Below are 14,411 nucleotides of genomic sequence, written 5' to 3' on the forward strand. Positions count from 1 at the left end.
CAGAGATGTTCACAAAATGTTCTCATAGCCTGAAAATCCATGATTTTCGGCGTTTTTTCGCTTGCCATTTTTCGGAATTGAGGCTCCATGTCTATCCTTCATTGTGTGCCTAAACCATGGTTCTTTATGTATCGCGCGCCCATGCATATTTGAAGTTTCGGCGCCCATTCTAAGGATAGGCTTACGAAAGGAGCGACCTTGATGAAGAAGCAAGCACGATCCATCACCTTATTGGCCGCCGTGGCGCTATGCCTCGCCGTCATCAGCGGCTGCAATTATCAGCGCTACGTTCAGAACAGCACGTACGACTACGGCAGTCAGAACAAAGGGGATCCGAAAATGCTGGGCAGCCGCATGTACGGCACCATGAGCGGCATGCCGGGCCAGCACGATAACGCCTGGTTCGAATACAGCTCCCTGCTGTCCAACGACGTCTCCAATATCAACGGCGTGGCGGGCGCGCTCGTCATGCTGACGGACAAAAACGCCTACGTCGGCATTACGACCGACTGGACCGCGACGCACACGCACCGTGCCGGAGGCAAGCGCGAACAGGACAATACCGGTTCGACCGAGGGCGTCTACAATAACGAAACGGGAAGTCCTTATTGGAATAATCAGCGCATCGCGACGCCTTATAACTCGTATTTTACCGTCAACGACCATAACCAGCTGTCCGGCGAGCTGAAGCAGACGATCGCAGTCCATGTCCGCCGTCTGGCGCCCAAAGTGCAGGAAGTGCATATCTCGGCGAACAAGGAATTCAACAACCACTTGGTGCAGTACGCCCAGGAAGCGTGGGCCGGCCGTTCGCTGAAGCCATGGCTCGCCTCCTTTAACCAGCTGGTGAAGCATCAATTCGCAGGGGGCAACGAAGTACCGGCTCCTCTGGACGTTCAGCAAGGCCGCGCCGCGCCGCGCAAGTAACTGCCGCGCACGGTTCGATAAAAGGCATAGGGCCGGGGTGCGCGAGAAGGACGCTCCGGTCTTCTTGTTTTACATATATATAATGAAGAAAAAAATTAGATTTCCTGCTTATGTCAGTCTCTTACTGCCGAATGAGCCCCTTCATCCTTCTCCGATTATCTGCGCTGCTGCAATGCCCGTGCATCGCGGGAGCCTTTTTGCCTGCCTCCGAGCGATAATTCCGCACTCCATCATGCTTACTTTTACCCGTTTCTTCATTATATATATCCACATAAGTTGCCCGCGAAGGATGTTGACCTCCGTCGCGTACCCGCTTGACATTTCGACCGAAACGATTTATTTTTAAATAAAGATAATGAATATTGAGAAAACAAGCAAGCGAGGTGGCAGATATGACGGCAACCGGCCGAGACGACGAGCTCCGGCTGTTTATCACGCTTTCCCGGGCGCATCAATGGGTCACCGCCCACGTGCATCAGGATATTCGCAAACGCGGGCTGAACCCGACGGAATTCGCCGTATTGGAGCTATTGTATCATAAAGGCGAGCAGCCGCTGCAGCAGATCGGCGAGAAAATCCTCATGACGAGCGGCAATATTACGTACGTAATCGATAAGCTTGCCGATAAGGGGCTCGCCAAGCGGAAAGCGTGCCCGACCGACCGGCGCGTCACGTTCGCCGAAATCACGGAGGATGGGAAACGGTTCATCGAGGAAGCATTCCCGCCTCATGCCGAGGCGATCGCGAAAGCGGTCCAGGGCTTGACGCCGGAAGAGCAGCGCCAAGCGACCGAACTGTTGAAAAAGTTGGGGATCGCCGCGCAAAACAGTTTTACGTAGCGGCTCCGCCCGTCGGCCTTGAGCAGCGCGAAACGGCCGACGCAAGAACGGACATGAATACATTCGGGATGCGCGCATCCCCTCGGAGGAGATCGCAATCGGTATCGCGCTAGGATTATTGATCATACGCCTGGCTGTCGGCTTGACGCTGGCCGGACACGGCACACAGAAGCTGTTCGGCTGGTTCGGGGGCTACGGCCTGAAGAGCACCGGCGGCTGGATGAGCTCCATCGGCCTGAAGCCAGGGCTCGCGATCGCCCTGCTCGCGGGATTGGCCGAATTGTTCGGCGGCCTGCTGTTCGCGCTCGGCCTATGGGTGGTCGTCGCCGCCGTTCTCATCGTGCTGACGATGCTCGGCGCGATCGCATCCATCCACTTCCGGCACGGCTACTGGGTCAGACAAAACGGCATGGAATACAACGTGATCCTGATCGCCGTCGCGATCGGCATTGCGCTCGTCGGCCCCGGCGAATACGCGGTTCCCTAAGACGGCAGACGATAAGCAACGACTGTAATAAAGCCACATCCAACAGGAGGCATGCACGATGCAAACACTCGTATACGGTCCGACTTTACAGGCGAAGGGCGCTTTCGACGGCGGGAACATCACCGAGCAGAAGCCGATCGGCTTCTCCGGCGAAGGCTCCGTCGTCAAACGGGTCAGCACACTGTTCTACTGGGCTTGGGCGCATGCCCAACACGACGGCTATATCCCGCTTCATCCGCATCAAGCCTTCGAAATCATGACCTACGTCGTGGCCGGCAAGGCGGAGCACGGCGATACGCTCGGCACGAAGAGCACCATCGGCGCCGGCGGGGTTCAGCTCATGCAGACCGGCTCCGGCGTCAGCCACGAGGAACGCTTCATCGGCCCGGACATGGAAGGCTTCCAGATCTGGTTCGAGCCGCCGATCCAGGACGCGCTCAAAACGATGCCGACCTACCATCAATTCGAGCATGAGGATTTCCCGGCCCGCGCGGGCGAAGGCTTCACGCAGAAAACCGTCATCGGCGAAGGGTCGCCGATCGCCATCGTCGCCGACGCCCGCATGTGGGACGTCGAGATCGCGCCGGGCGCCGTCTACCGTCATCCGGTCGAAGACGGCCGAACGCTGACGGCGCTTGCTATTCGCGGTGACGGGATATGGTCCTACGCGGGGCAGCCGGACAACCGGACCGACGTCAAGCACAAGGACTTCGTCCTCGTGCGGGCGGACCGCGCGGACGAGGTCGTCCTCTCCGCCAAGCCTGACGCGCCGCTGCGTCTCATTCTGATCGATGTGCCGACTGCGGTCGACTATGCCCTTTAGCCGAAACGTTAATCCTCCGCTAACCTGACCGTAAGAAGGCTCCGCTCGCCCGATGTTCGCCATCGCGGCTTGCGGAGCCTTTTGTCCTTCGTCGAAGCCCGTTCGATCAGTGCGCGGCCGCCGGGCGTTCCTTCGCCTTATCGGCTTCGCCGGCATTGCGGGTCGCCGCTTCGCGGTCCTGCTTCAGCTCTTCGATCGTCTTGGTCTTGAGGCGCGCCGCCCCTTGATACCCTTCGCGCGTCGGCACGAGATCGCCCGCCGCCAACCGCTGCTCCGCCGCTTCGATCGCGGCCGAATACTGCGGCAGCCATTTCGCCTGCGCGACCAGCATCTCGTCGACCATCTGCCAGATCTCCTTCGGGTTGCAGACCGCGCCCACGAGCGGGTCCATCATCATCGCCTGGCGCAGCAGCTTGTCGTCGCCGTGGACGGCGGCTTCCATGGCCAGCCGCTGCACGGAGATGCTGACGTTGCACACGGCGGCGCAGCCGAGCGGCAGATCCCCGACCACCGGCATGTTGATGCCGTTGCGGTCCACGTAACCCGGCGCTTCGATGATGGCATCGTCCGGCAGGTTCGTAATGACGCCGTTATTCACGACGTTGAAATGTCCACGATAGACGCGGCCGGTCTCCAGCCCTTCGATGATGTAGGAGCCGTGCTCTTCACCGCGCTTCTCGGCCGAGTAGACATACGGCTCGCTCTTCATCCAGTTCGGGAAGTCCGTCTCGAACCAATTGCGGCCTTCCGTACAGACGCGCAGATAGCCGCCGGTCTCGCCGTTGATCCAGCTGCCGAGATCGATCCAGTCTTTGATCTCGTCCGGACGCTTGCGGTACCACGGCACGTATTCGCTTAAGTGGCCGTTCGACTCCGTGGAATAGTAGCCGAACCGGCGCAGCATGTCGATGCGCACCTTCTCCGTCTGCTTGAATTCCGGATGCTGCTCGAACGCCTCCAGCAGGTCGCCGGTCCGGTCGACGCCGTTCGTCTTGACGGAGACGTACCACGTCTGGTGGTTGATGCCCGCGCAGATGATGTCGACGTCCTTCTTCTCAAGGCCGAGGGCGCGCGCGATCTGATGATGGCCGCCCTGCACGCCGTGGCACAGCCCGATCGTGCGGACGCCGCCGTACTTGTTGCAAGCCCACGTCAGCATAGCCATCGGATTGGCGTAGTTAAGCAGCAGCGCGTCCGGCTCGGCCACCTCGCGGATGTCCTTGCAGATCTCGAGCATCGCCGCGATGCCGCGCTGGCCGTACATGATGCCTCCGGCGCACAGCGTGTCGCCGACGCATTGGTCGACGCCGTACTTGAGCGGAATGTCGACGTCGTGCTGGAATGCTTCCAAGCCGCCGATGCGTACGACGCAGAAAATATAACGCGCGTCCTTCAGCGCCTCGCGGCGGTCCGTCGTCGCCTGAATCTCGATGGCCAAGCCGTTCTCGTTGATATCCCGCTGAACGAGCTGTGTCACCATGTCGAGATTGTGGGCGTTAATGTCAGTAAACGCAACTTGAATGTCCTTGAACTCCGGTACCGCGAGCAAATCGCGCATCAAACCGCGCGTAAACCCGATGCTGCCCGCGCCGACAAACGCTACTTTAAAAGCCATCAAAAAAGCCTCCTCTACGCCGTTTGGGGTGGTGAATTTCACTACCCTCATTGTAACAGGCGCCAAAAGAAGGCGTTTCCACATTTGCAACGGGATTGCGTCCGAGATGTCAACTATTTCAACTTCGGAAATCCATTCAGCTTCCGCCGCTCCCGGCCTCGCCGGAGAACGCTTGAATGGAGGCTTGCGACTTGCGGTACGCGGCGGGCGACAAGCCGGTCAGCTTCTTGAACAGCAGGCTGAAATATTGGCGGCTGTTCAAGCCGACGTAATCGGCGATCTCGATGATCGGCACGTCGGTGCGGGCCAGCAGCATCTTCGCCTTCTCCACGCGCAGCTCCGCTATATATTCCGTTAAGGACATGCCCATGTTCGCCTTAAATATCCGCTGCAGGTAGACCGGGTGCAGGCTGACCGCCGCCGCGACGTCCCTCGCCTGAATGTCGCAGTCGTAATGCTGATGGATGTACTCCGCCGCGATGCGGACGTAACGGTGGATCTGCCGGTCGGCGCCGTCCGCGGTCCCTTCCGCCGTCAATCGCGCGACGCGGATCAGCAGCTGGGAGATGAGCAGGTTCGTCATATTCTCCTTGCCCGCACCCGCCCCGCCGATGTCGAGCTCGAGCACGAGGCTCTTCAAAATCTGCTGTACGTCCGCGGAATCCCGCAGCACGATCGTGCCGAGCCGGCGGGCCAAGAACGCCGCGAATTCGGCGTCGCTGTCGGCCAGCTGCTTCATGGACGGGTATACGCCGTCGCATGGCTTGAACGAGAACTCGACGTTCAGCATCCGGCACGGACTGTCCTTCCCGACGATCAGCTTGTGCGGCACCCCGGCGTCCAAGAGAATGAGATCGCCCTTGCGCATCGCCATCGCGCCGCCGGGCGTCTCGACCGTGCACGTCCCGGAGAGGACGTACATGAATTCTGTCCAGTCATGCGTATGGAATGCCATGTGGAAATCGTCCCACTGCTTATAATAGTACGCGACGATCTTCGGACGGTAATCTCCATCCATCCGCCATCGCGTTTCGTAGAGGCCGCCGTCCCGCATCCGCATCCCTACCCTTCGATCGCGCGGTTCCGCTCCCGTCTCCGGGATCGGCGCAGCAGCAGCGTGAAGAGGCCGCTCGCGACGACGCCGACGATGACGCCGACCGCCAAGTCATGCGTCACGACGACCGCCGCGACGGTCAAGACCATGACCGCAGTCTCCGTTACGGGCACCTCGCGCACCTTGAAGACCGACTTCCAATCGAAGATCGCCGCGCACACCATCAGCATGATGCCGACGAGCGCGGCCATCGGCACGAGCGACAGCAGGTCGCCCAGCACGACGACGAGCAGCAGCAGGAACAGCGCGGCGACGAGCGTGGACAGCCGGTTCCGGCCGCCCATGCGCACGTTCAGCACGGATTCCGCCACGAGCGCGCAGCCGGCCATGCCGCCGAAGAAGCCCGCGACGAAGTTCGCGATGCCCTGGCCGCGCATCTCGCGGTTCTTGTCCGTCCGCTCTCCCGTCGTATCGTCGAGCAGGTTCTGAGTCAGCATCGTCTCCGTGAAGCCGACGACGGCCAGCGACAGCGAATACGGCAAAATGATGCCCAGCGTCTCCCACGTGAACGGCACGTCCGGCAGCAGGAACGACGGCAGCGACACGTCGATCGCTGCGATGTCGCCGATCCGGTTCACGTCGTGGATGCCGAACGCCCAGACGGCGATCGTCAGCAGGACGACGGCCGCGAGCGGCGACGGGACGGCCTTGAAGAAGCGCGGCAGCACGTAGATGATCAGCAGCGCCGCGGCCGCCAGCGCGTACATCGTCCAGTTCGCATGATCGAAATACCGCAGCTGCGACATGAAGATGAGAATCGCCAAGGCGTTGACGAAGCCCGTCAGCACCGGCTTCGGCACGTAGCTCACCAGCTTGCCGAGCTTGAAAACGCCCATTAAATATTGCAGCACGCCCGTCAGCACCGTCGCCGCGAACAAATACGCGATGCCGTGCTCCTTCACGAGCGTCAGCATCAGCACCGCCATCGAACCCGCGGCGGCGGAGATCATGCCGGGCCGCCCGCCGAGAAACGTAATGACGAGCAGGATGCAGATGGAAGCATAAATGCCGACCGTAGGCGGCACGCCGGCCATGAACGAGAACGCCAGCGAGTCCGGAATCAGGGCAAGCGTGGCCGTGATGCCCGCGAGCACGTTCAATTTCACGTCCGACGTCCATTGTTTGCGCCAAGTACCGTTCAAATCGTCACCTCTAACCGTGTAAGTAGTCCGAGCGCCGGCGTGGACCGGCCCATTGATTGCTCTAACGGTTAGCATAACAACGTACCAAGGGCAGGTCAACGCTCAATTTTTGCGAGCCGGCACGCGCATCCGCCCCATAACGACAGCAGAGCGCCCGGACCTCGGCCCGGACGCTCTTCTTCGTACTTATCGCTTCATGCAGCACGGAGCAGACGGCTTACCGCCTGCAAGTCTTCCGCCCGAAGCCGTTACCCGCTGTGCACGTCCGCCCTCCGGAAGAATCCGGCGATGAACAGCAGCGGCACGACGAAAGCGATCGCGATCGTCGTATATCCGATTGAGGCCGAATTCATGCTCGGCGACAGGTTCGTCGTCAAGTTCAACGTCGCGCTCCACGGATAATACATAATGTACTTGGACTGCATGATCGTCAGCTCCGAGATGACGGCGAAGATGCCGAGCCCCATCGCCGGAATGTAGCTGCGCCAGAGCAGGGCGACCGCAGCCGAGATCGGCGAGAGCGCGTACTGCAGGACCAGCAGCAGGCCGTATTTGCCCGCTTCACCCAACAACAGCTTCATCGTCAGCGACGAAGCCGCGCCCTGGAAGACGAGCCCGGAGCCGAGCACGAGCACGAACGTCAGCAGCATGACCGCGAGCAGCACCGGGAATGCGATGATGAACTTGGCCGTCAGCACGGCCAGCCGCGAATGCGGTCCCGTCAGCATGTTGTTGACCGTCCGCTCCTGGAACTCGCGGGCGAACAAGTAGCCGACGAGCAGCGAGAAGAGGGCCGGACACATGAGCATCGCCATGATTTGCAGCGGCGTCTCGAAATAGTCCTTCCACTGGAACGGCTGGCCGTTGCTCGCGGAGTTCAGCTGGACGAGGAACATCAGCAGCGCCGGCAGCAGCGCGCCCAGCAGCACGAGCCAGAGCATGCGCGACCGTTTCCATTTCAACCATTCGCAAGCGATCAAATCAAGCAAGCGCGGCACCTCCTTCGACCAGACGCACGAAGTAGTCCTCGAGCGAATCCTTCATCGCGACCAGGCTGCTGACCTCGATGCCTTCGCGAACGAGCAGCCGGTTCATCTCGGACGGCTGTTGGCCCTCGTCGTAGACGCGCAGCCAGCCGTCGTCCTCCAGCCGGCAGTCCCGGACGCCGAGTTCATCGCGCAGCAGGTCCTGCGACCTCGAGAAATCGTCGACCTGCAGGCCGATATATTGACGTTTCTTGTGCTTCAGCTCCTGCATCGTCGCTTCCTCGAGCATGACGCCGCGGTGGATGATGCCCACCTTCGTCGCCAGCTGCTCGACCTCGCTCAGGATGTGGCTGGACACGAGAATCGTAATGTTCCGCTTCTGGGCCAGCTCCTGGATGAGCTGCCGGATTTCCTTGATGCCCATCGGATCGAGGCCGTTCGTCGGTTCGTCTAAGATGAGCAGCTCCGGCCGGTGGAGGATCGCCCGGGCGATGCCGAGCCGCTGCTTCATGCCGAGCGAGAAGTTCGACGCCTTGCGGTTGCGCGCGTCCCACAGCCCCGTCGTGCGAAGCGAATCCTCCAGCGCGTCCTTGTCCTTGACGCCCATCAGCCGGCGGTGAATCTCCAGATTCTCGACCGCGGTCAGGTTCGGGTAGAAGCCGGGGTATTCGATCACGGAGCCCACCTTGCGCAGCACCGCGTTCCCGCCTTTGCCGACCTCCTCGCCGAACAGCTTGACGGAGCCCGAGGACGGCCGGATCAGCCCCATCATCATGCGGATCGTCGTCGTTTTCCCCGCGCCGTTCTGCCCCAGGAAGCCGTAGATGTCGCCGGGATTGAGCCGCATGTCGACGCCGTCGACCGCCTTGACCCCTTTATAATGTTTGTATAAGCCTTGCACGTGCAAGATCGGTTGTGCCATGATCGTTCGAACGCTCCCTCTCCCATGTCGTTGATGCGATTATGCAATGTCCTTCCGCTTGAATGCCCGGCAGCCGAGCGCCAGCAGCGCCGCCCAGTAGACGACCGAATACGCGACGAACGCCGGGCTCGGCGCGTTGGACGGCGAGAACGGCCCGAGCATGTTCAGCATGTCCGGCAGCAGCGGCAAGTCGAGCCCGCCGATGATCTCGTACGTCAGCCGGTAAAACATCGCGTTCGCCGGCATGAACATCGAGACGACGAGCGAGATGCTGCTGAGCGTCTCGTTCCCGCCGTTTAGGTTGAAGACGGACTCCGCGAAGTTCATGAACAAGCTAAGTCCGTACAGAATGGCGCAGGCCACGCCGTTGCCGAGCATCGGCAGATACGAGGAGCCGAGCAGCGACAGCGCGAGCAGCAGCAGCGGCCCCCAGCAGAACAGCAGCCACGAGCGGAGCAGGCTGCCGGCCTCGATCGGCACGTCGGCCATGAAGTGAACGGGCAGCAGAATGGCCAGGAACAGCACGGTGCAGTAAAGGAAGATCCAGAACGCCGTGCCGAAATATTTGCCGAGGTAGACCTTCCAGCGCGGAATCGGCCGCGACAATACCGCCAGCATGAGCCCGTTCTCGATCTCGCCCGATATCGTGCCCATCGTGGCGAAGAAGACGAGAAACGCGACGATCATACCCGCGAACATCAGACCGACCGCGAGCAGCACGACGCCGTCGAGCAGGTGGGCGAAGGGCGGCCGAAGCCCGCTTACTTCCGCGTGCGTCATTTTATACAGGCCGAAGTTGAACATGCCGATGAACAGCAGGGTCAATACGCCGGTGACGAGCACGATTTTTTTGCGGAACAGCTCTTTCCCCGCGAACGCGATCCACATCATCGCTCCGTGCCCCCCTTCCCGCCGCTTGCGCCGGGCGCGCCGCTGTCCGCGGCGGAACCGTTCGTGCCCGTCATCGACAGGAACCATTCCTCCAGCTTCCCTTGGACCGGCTTCACTTCGTACAGCGTCACGCCTTCTTCGATCAGCAGCCGGTTCAGGTGGCCGATCTGCTCGCGGTGTTGCGCCGTCACGCGCAGGACGGCGCTGCCGTCCGGCTCCTGCCGGACCGCCGAGAGCGACATGCCCGGCAGCAGACCGCGTCCAACCGCGTCCGCCAGCTCCGGCTGCCAGCCGCCGACCGTCGTCTCCCAGCTCGTGCCGGCGTGCAGCAGCTCCCGCATGGTGCCCACCGCCCGCAGCCTCCCGAGATGGAGGAACGCCACCTCGTCGCACACGGCTTCCACATCCTCAAGCAAGTGCGTGTTCAGAAACACCGTCTTCCCTTCGGCGCGAAGCCGCTCGAGCAGCTGACGCACCTCGTAGCGCCCGATCGGATCAAGCGCGGAGGACGGCTCGTCGAGAATGACGAGCTCCGGGTTCATAAGCAGGGCGCAGGCAAGGCCGAGCCGCTGCTGCATCCCCTTCGAATATTGGCGCACGCGGTCCTGGCCGCGCTTGCCGAGGCCGGTCATGGCCAGCACGTCGCGGATGCGCGCCGCCATCGCCGGCGAGCGGGTCTCGCCCAGCGACTTGCCGTACAAGCCGGCGTGATAGCGCAGCACCTCCTCGCCGGTCAGCCAATCCTGAAAGCGGAAAAGCTCGGGTAAATACCCAAGCCCCCGCCGCGATTCCGGATGGCCGATCGGCTTGCCGAGCAGCGTGCCGCCGCCGGCGTCCGGCCGAAGCAGGCCGATGACCATTTTCACGAACGTGCTCTTGCCGGCGCCGTTCGGACCGAGCAGACCGAAGATCTGCCCGGGTTTTATTTCCAAGGAAATATCGAGGCACCCGGTTCCGGCTGCGTACGTTTTGGTGAGTCCCCGCGTGACCAGCATCGTCATTTCATCAATCCTTTGGCTTCCTTCATAATGGCTTCCTCGGTCGGATAGGCGTCGTCGGAGCCGCCGAGCACGTACATCCAGTCGTTCTCGAGCCAGATCAGCATCCGCTCGTGGCCGTTCGTCGAGACGATGGCGTCATGGCCGGCGATGGTCACCGTGTGCAGCATATCGCCTTTGCCCTCGATCGTCGGCACCGGCAGCGTCGTCCGCCAGTCGCCGATCGCGGCCAGCTTGGTCCGCAGGTCATCCGGCAGCACCGGCAGGTCGAGCACCGCCTGGCGAATCTGATCGACGTCGACGCCGCTCGGCACGTCCAGCGAAGGGGACGGCAGCTGCATCAGACGCTTGGACGTATCGCCGGTCTTCGGATCGCGGATGTCCGTCGTGAAGCTGCCCGGTACCGTCAGCGTAATTGGCGCGTCGTCGATCGCAGCCGGGAATTCCGTCTTGCCGCCGAGCAGCGCGATCAGCTTGTTGATCTCCTTCGGATGCAGCTTGAACGTGAGCTGCTGCTGCGGCATGTATTCGATCGCCTTCAAGTCGGCTCCGGGCAATTGCTTCAGCGGGCGTCCGGCGAGCTTCTCCGCTTCCGCCGCCCCGATGTCGCGCTGCTTCCCGTCTCCGTTATGCTCGATCTCGCCGTACCGGCTCATATCGAGCTGCTGCTTGCCGATCGTCCCGTTCTCCAATGCATCACGGAACCCGTTCAGATCCTCTTGACTGAACGAAACAGTCTCGAAATGCTGCACCCGGAACGTGTTCAGCATGCCCGCCATGACGTCCTGGCCCCAGGACGTGAACAGCATCGTGCCCGCCGCGACGACGGCCGCCGCGGCCGACAGCCATCTGCGCTTGGCCTGGCGCCGCTTCCGCGCGGCTCCCGGCGCGAGCGCGGCCCGCATCCGCTCCCCTTGCGGATCTTCCAAGCCGAACGGATCCGCGATTCCCCCGCCTGCCGTCAGGCTTCCGGGCGCTTGCTCCTCCTTCATCCCCGCTCCGGCCGAACCGAATCCCTCCGTTTGCTTCATGGCCGGCTTCATAGCCGGCGTCAATTCCGGTTTCGTCCCCATCTCCGCTCTCTCCCTCCATCGATCCGGTACAGGCTCATCCTTCACGGCCTTGAACAATCGGTTCAGCGCGTCTTCGATCTGTTCGTCCGTCACGTCGAGCTCGGGACCGCGCTTGTCCGCTTGCTTCCGTTCGTTCATGACTCCATGGCCTCCTCCGTCAACAAATTTTTCTTAAGCCGCTTGGCCGCCCGCATCAGCAGCGTCCCGACGATTTTCGGGTTCACCTGCAGCGCTTCGGCGATCTCGGCGTGGCTGTAGCCTTTTTCCTTCATTAATAAGGCGTTGCGGTCGCGTTCGGACAGCTTGTTCAGCACGCTGCGCACGACGTCCCGCTCCCAATTCTGGATGACGGCCGTCTCGTTCGAAGGTACCGACCGCTCCTCGGACATCGCCTGCAGCTTCTCCGTCAAATTCGCTTCCCGGCCCGACTTGCGATAATGGTCGTACACGATGCGGGTCAGCACGCGATGCAGCCAGGCGCCGACGCGTTCCAGGTCCTCCGGCGGATTGCGGTACAGCCGCAGGAACACGTCCTGCGTCAAATCCTCGGCCGCGGCGCGGTCCCCGACGAGCAGGGTGATTTTCCGCAGCACCGACGGATAATGCTCCCGGAACAGCGCCTGGAACTTCGCCGGCCTTTCCTCTTGCGGCATACGCTTATCGCCTCCTTCACTCCTTAAGACGATGGATGTGGTGTATCTATAGCATACCTCAACCAAGAAATTTCTGGTGCGCGATCCGGGGTGCCTTCACCCCCGCCCGATACCCGCCGAAAACAAAACAAAGCCCGGCAGGGATATAACCCTGCCGGACCCGTCTTGCGCCTGCGACGGTCAGGCGCTCCTTTGCGCCGCGGCCTGCCGTGCACAGCCTCTGCTTAGCTTGCTTAACCTTGCTTAACCTTGCTCCGACGCCTTGAACGCGTCGAGCTGCTTCTGGATTTCGTCCTTCACCTTGTCGTAGCCCGCCGCCTTCAGCTTGTCGCGCAGCGCCTGGACCGCCTTCTCCGGATCGCCCGCCTTGCCGTACAGGATGGCCGGCATTTGCTCGCCGATGACTTGGGAGATGGCCGTCATTTCGGCGTCGACGTTCGTTTTGTCGAAGACGAACTTGCCGTACGGGAACGGCTTCTTGATCGCGTCGTACTTCTTGTAGATCTCGCCGATGCCGCTCCAGTCGGTGTCCGACGGAATTTCGTTCTTGTCGACGCGGCCGCCCCAGAAGTCGGTGTAGAAGCCGTCCTTCGCTTCGTCGTAGCCTGCCGGGCGCGTGCGGATGCCGTCCTTGATTTCGTACTGCACGCCTTCGATACCGTAGTTGATCAGTTTGTACAGCTCCGGATCCTGGCGGATCAAGTCATAGACCATGAGCGCCCGTTCCGGATGCTTGCTGCGCGCGCCGACGGACGTGCCGCCGTGCGTGATCGGCATGGAGATCAGGTTGCCGCGCGTGTCGGAGTAGGAGAACATTTGCAGCTCGGAGCCCGGCTGCTGCTTATCCATCTCGACGCGGCGCCCTTTGAAGGTTTGCGTATGATGCGAATCCGTGCCCGTTTGTCCCGCTTTAAGCGCCGTAGCCGTGTCGCCCTTGTAGTTCAGGACGTCTTCGCGCCAGTAACCGGCGTCGCCCCATTGCTTCATGAGCTTGGCGAAATCGATGAACTTGTCGTTGAAGATCGGGCTGTCGACGGTGTAGCGCTCGTCGTAGGACTTGCCGTAGAACACGCCCGCGTAGCCGGTCGCGATCGGCAGCTCGATATTGTCCGTGTACGCCGTCGCGTAGCCCGTGTACAGCGTGCCGTTCGTGCCGTTCGTATCCCAAGGAATGACGTCCTTCATATTATCCTTGATGCCTTGAAGGTATTTCCCCAGCGTCTCGAAATCGGTGATCGGCTGCGTGATGCCGAATTGCTTCGCCCAATCGCCGCGGTAATAGATGCCGTGGTTGACCCATTGCGTGTAGTGGTCTTCCGGAATGAGGACGATATCGTCCTTGAACTTGCTTTGGTCCCAATCCTCCTGCGGAATTTCCGCGTACGTGAGCGGCGCGTACTTCTCGAGCAGATCGTTCAGCGGCAGGAAGGCTCCGCGCTGCGCGTTGCCCCACGTGTCGAGCCAGTCGGTGCCGATCGTGATTAGGTCGAGCGGCTCGCCGGACGCGAGCAGCAGGTTGTATTTCGTCTGCCAGTCCGCCCATTCCACCCACTTGAACTGCAGCTCCGCGTTGACCTTCTGCTTCAGGATGGCGTTGACCTTCTCCATGACCTTCTCCAGCTGGCCGTTCTTCGGCTTGTCGCCGAGTACCACGTACGTGATCGTCTCGAACTTGCTTGTGTCGATGCCGCCGGCGCTGTCGCCGCCCGCATTCCCGCCGCTGCCGGCGTCCGCCGAATTCCCGGAGCCGTCGTTGCCGCTGTTGCCGCCGCATGCCGCCAAGCCGAGCACCAGGATGAGCGCCAATACGAGTCCTGCCCATTTCTTCGCGTGTCTCATTCTTTCTAGCCTCCCCATTGATTGGAATGACATGGATACTGCGCCGTCCGCGGACGTGTGCCGTTCGCGTGCCGGCTATGGAACAGGTCGGCGCGGCGCCGC

At 61.5% G+C, this 14,411-nt stretch carries 14 protein-coding genes; 4 read left to right on the forward strand and 10 right to left on the reverse strand.

What is annotated here, in order from left to right; all coding sequences use genetic code 11:
* Positions 1–201: 201 nt before the first annotated feature.
* The 4 genes from ACFPB1_RS14975 (at position 202) to ACFPB1_RS14990 (ending at position 3,076) form a co-directional block, all read left to right on the forward strand.
* Complete coding sequence (locus ACFPB1_RS14975) at positions 202–927, forward strand: hypothetical protein (protein WP_379226636.1); 726 nt, start codon at positions 202–204, stop codon at positions 925–927.
* Positions 928–1,319: 392 nt separating this feature from the next.
* Positions 1,320–1,766, forward strand: a complete 447-nt coding sequence (locus tag ACFPB1_RS14980) for a MarR family winged helix-turn-helix transcriptional regulator (RefSeq protein ID WP_379226638.1) — start codon at positions 1,320–1,322, stop codon at positions 1,764–1,766.
* 118 nt (positions 1,767–1,884) lie between these two features.
* The gene (locus tag ACFPB1_RS14985; protein WP_379226640.1) at positions 1,885–2,253 is read left to right on the forward strand and encodes a DoxX family protein; all 369 of its coding nucleotides are present in this window, start codon (positions 1,885–1,887) and stop codon (positions 2,251–2,253) included.
* Between the two features lie 58 nt (positions 2,254–2,311).
* Complete coding sequence (locus tag ACFPB1_RS14990) at positions 2,312–3,076, forward strand: pirin family protein (protein ID WP_379226642.1); 765 nt, start codon at positions 2,312–2,314, stop codon at positions 3,074–3,076.
* A gap of 106 nt (positions 3,077–3,182) precedes the next feature.
* On the opposite strand, the gene ACFPB1_RS14995 is transcribed toward ACFPB1_RS14990, so the two are convergent.
* The 10 genes from ACFPB1_RS14995 to ACFPB1_RS15040 all read right to left on the reverse strand — a co-directional run bounded on the left by ACFPB1_RS14995 (position 3,183) and on the right by ACFPB1_RS15040 (position 14,309).
* A complete protein-coding gene (locus tag ACFPB1_RS14995) occupies positions 3,183–4,691 on the reverse strand; it encodes an alpha-glucosidase/alpha-galactosidase (protein ID WP_379226644.1) in 1,509 nt (502 codons plus the stop codon).
* A 136-nt stretch (positions 4,692–4,827) separates the two neighbouring features.
* The gene (locus tag ACFPB1_RS15000; protein WP_379226645.1) at positions 4,828–5,751 is read right to left on the reverse strand and encodes an AraC family transcriptional regulator; all 924 of its coding nucleotides are present in this window, start codon (positions 5,749–5,751) and stop codon (positions 4,828–4,830) included.
* Between the two features lie 2 nt (positions 5,752–5,753).
* The gene (locus tag ACFPB1_RS15005; RefSeq protein ID WP_379226647.1) at positions 5,754–6,947 is read right to left on the reverse strand and encodes a SulP family inorganic anion transporter; all 1,194 of its coding nucleotides are present in this window, start codon (positions 6,945–6,947) and stop codon (positions 5,754–5,756) included.
* A 248-nt stretch (positions 6,948–7,195) separates the two neighbouring features.
* Positions 7,196–7,936: an ABC transporter permease gene (locus ACFPB1_RS15010; protein ID WP_379226650.1), complete on the reverse strand. Its 741-nt coding sequence runs from the start codon at positions 7,934–7,936 to the stop codon at positions 7,196–7,198.
* Positions 7,929–8,855 (reverse strand): ABC transporter ATP-binding protein, encoded by a 927-nt coding sequence (locus ACFPB1_RS15015; RefSeq protein ID WP_379226652.1) that lies wholly within the window; start codon positions 8,853–8,855, stop codon positions 7,929–7,931. Before ACFPB1_RS15015 ends, ACFPB1_RS15010 begins: the two co-directional genes overlap by 8 nt.
* A 39-nt stretch (positions 8,856–8,894) precedes the next feature.
* Positions 8,895–9,746, reverse strand: a complete 852-nt coding sequence (locus ACFPB1_RS15020; protein WP_379226654.1) for an ABC transporter permease — start codon at positions 9,744–9,746, stop codon at positions 8,895–8,897.
* Positions 9,743–10,747, reverse strand: a complete 1,005-nt coding sequence (locus ACFPB1_RS15025) for an ABC transporter ATP-binding protein (protein ID WP_379226656.1) — start codon at positions 10,745–10,747, stop codon at positions 9,743–9,745. Before ACFPB1_RS15025 ends, ACFPB1_RS15020 begins: the two co-directional genes overlap by 4 nt.
* Positions 10,744–11,955: a hypothetical protein gene (locus tag ACFPB1_RS15030; protein WP_379226659.1), complete on the reverse strand. Its 1,212-nt coding sequence runs from the start codon at positions 11,953–11,955 to the stop codon at positions 10,744–10,746. The genes ACFPB1_RS15025 and ACFPB1_RS15030 overlap by 4 nt, the downstream gene beginning before the upstream one ends.
* Positions 11,952–12,470: a sigma-70 family RNA polymerase sigma factor gene (locus ACFPB1_RS15035; RefSeq protein WP_379226661.1), complete on the reverse strand. Its 519-nt coding sequence runs from the start codon at positions 12,468–12,470 to the stop codon at positions 11,952–11,954. The genes ACFPB1_RS15030 and ACFPB1_RS15035 overlap by 4 nt, the downstream gene beginning before the upstream one ends.
* 243 nt (positions 12,471–12,713) lie before the next feature.
* Positions 12,714–14,309 (reverse strand): ABC transporter substrate-binding protein, encoded by a 1,596-nt coding sequence (locus tag ACFPB1_RS15040; RefSeq protein ID WP_379226663.1) that lies wholly within the window; start codon positions 14,307–14,309, stop codon positions 12,714–12,716.
* Positions 14,310–14,411 lie beyond the last annotated feature (102 nt).

The sequence above is a fragment of the Paenibacillus sp. GCM10023250 genome (assembly GCF_042653205.1).
In the GTDB taxonomy this organism is placed as follows: domain Bacteria; phylum Bacillota; class Bacilli; order Paenibacillales; family Paenibacillaceae; genus Paenibacillus_Z.

Coding starts and splice junctions, on each gene's coding strand:
- ACFPB1_RS15030 (WP_379226659.1), bottom strand. CDS start 11,955: ATGAACGAACGGAAGCAAGCGGACAAGCGCGGTCCCGAGCTCGACGTG.
- ACFPB1_RS15020 (WP_379226654.1), bottom strand. CDS start 9,746: ATGATGTGGATCGCGTTCGCGGGGAAAGAGCTGTTCCGCAAAAAAATC.
- ACFPB1_RS15035 (WP_379226661.1), bottom strand. CDS start 12,470: ATGCCGCAAGAGGAAAGGCCGGCGAAGTTCCAGGCGCTGTTCCGGGAG.
- ACFPB1_RS15025 (WP_379226656.1), bottom strand. CDS start 10,747: ATGACGATGCTGGTCACGCGGGGACTCACCAAAACGTACGCAGCCGGA.
- ACFPB1_RS14975 (WP_379226636.1), top strand. CDS start 202: ATGAAGAAGCAAGCACGATCCATCACCTTATTGGCCGCCGTGGCGCTA.
- ACFPB1_RS15040 (WP_379226663.1), bottom strand. CDS start 14,309: ATGAGACACGCGAAGAAATGGGCAGGACTCGTATTGGCGCTCATCCTG.
- ACFPB1_RS15000 (WP_379226645.1), bottom strand. CDS start 5,751: ATGCGGATGCGGGACGGCGGCCTCTACGAAACGCGATGGCGGATGGAT.
- ACFPB1_RS14995 (WP_379226644.1), bottom strand. CDS start 4,691: ATGGCTTTTAAAGTAGCGTTTGTCGGCGCGGGCAGCATCGGGTTTACG.
- ACFPB1_RS14990 (WP_379226642.1), top strand. CDS start 2,312: ATGCAAACACTCGTATACGGTCCGACTTTACAGGCGAAGGGCGCTTTC.
- ACFPB1_RS15015 (WP_379226652.1), bottom strand. CDS start 8,855: ATGGCACAACCGATCTTGCACGTGCAAGGCTTATACAAACATTATAAA.
- ACFPB1_RS14980 (WP_379226638.1), top strand. CDS start 1,320: ATGACGGCAACCGGCCGAGACGACGAGCTCCGGCTGTTTATCACGCTT.